This window comes from Enterobacter sp. RIT637 (assembly GCF_019718755.1).
In the GTDB taxonomy this organism is placed as follows: domain Bacteria; phylum Pseudomonadota; class Gammaproteobacteria; order Enterobacterales; family Enterobacteriaceae; genus Enterobacter.
Window position 1 is genome coordinate 1 of the sequence record NZ_JAIHAZ010000112.1, and the last position, 591, is coordinate 591.

General features: G+C 58.7%; 1 protein-coding gene. It reads right to left on the minus strand.

Annotated elements, in window-relative coordinates; translation table 11 throughout:
* A partial coding sequence (locus K5E19_RS23475) for a TDP-N-acetylfucosamine:lipid II N-acetylfucosaminyltransferase (protein ID WP_221553334.1) occupies nucleotides 1-591 on the minus strand: 591 nt, incomplete at both ends.

Below are 591 nucleotides of genomic sequence, written 5' to 3' on the forward strand. Positions count from 1 at the left end.
CACGTTCACCGTGTCGCCAAACTGCTTATGCACGGCTTTCAGCGCTGCGATGTGTTCGTTACTGCGATCGCCCGAATTGCCCACCAATATGGTCAGCTTGCCTTCGCGCTGCGTATCGTTCGCCATCGTGTTCAGCGCAGGGTCCATCCGCGTGGGGAAATAGAGCAATTCACCGCGCACGTTTGGGTGTTGTTGCGCGAAAAAGTTCAGGTCGCCGCGCGTCGCAAACACGCAGCCAACGCGCCCCTGAGCCATACGGCGCAGGGGATAGAACAGGCGGAATTTCCAGCCGCGCGACACTTCATACAGATCCGCGCCCCAGATCTGCCAGTTAAACTGCGCAGGCTTGATGCCGCCACTCAGCAACGCCATCCACAGGCCGATATTAAACTGGCCGTGAAAGAAGAAACGCTGCTCGCGGTTGGCTTTGGCTTTAGCGATCACCGCCTTTGCCAGCGCGGATTTATCCGGCCAGAAGCTTAACGACAGCGCAGGAAAGGCGGCGCTTAGCCCCTTATCCTGGCCCGCGACCATAAACTCGCGCGCGTCGGCGCTGCCGGCCGCCAGGGAGTCATTAAAAAACTGTAATAC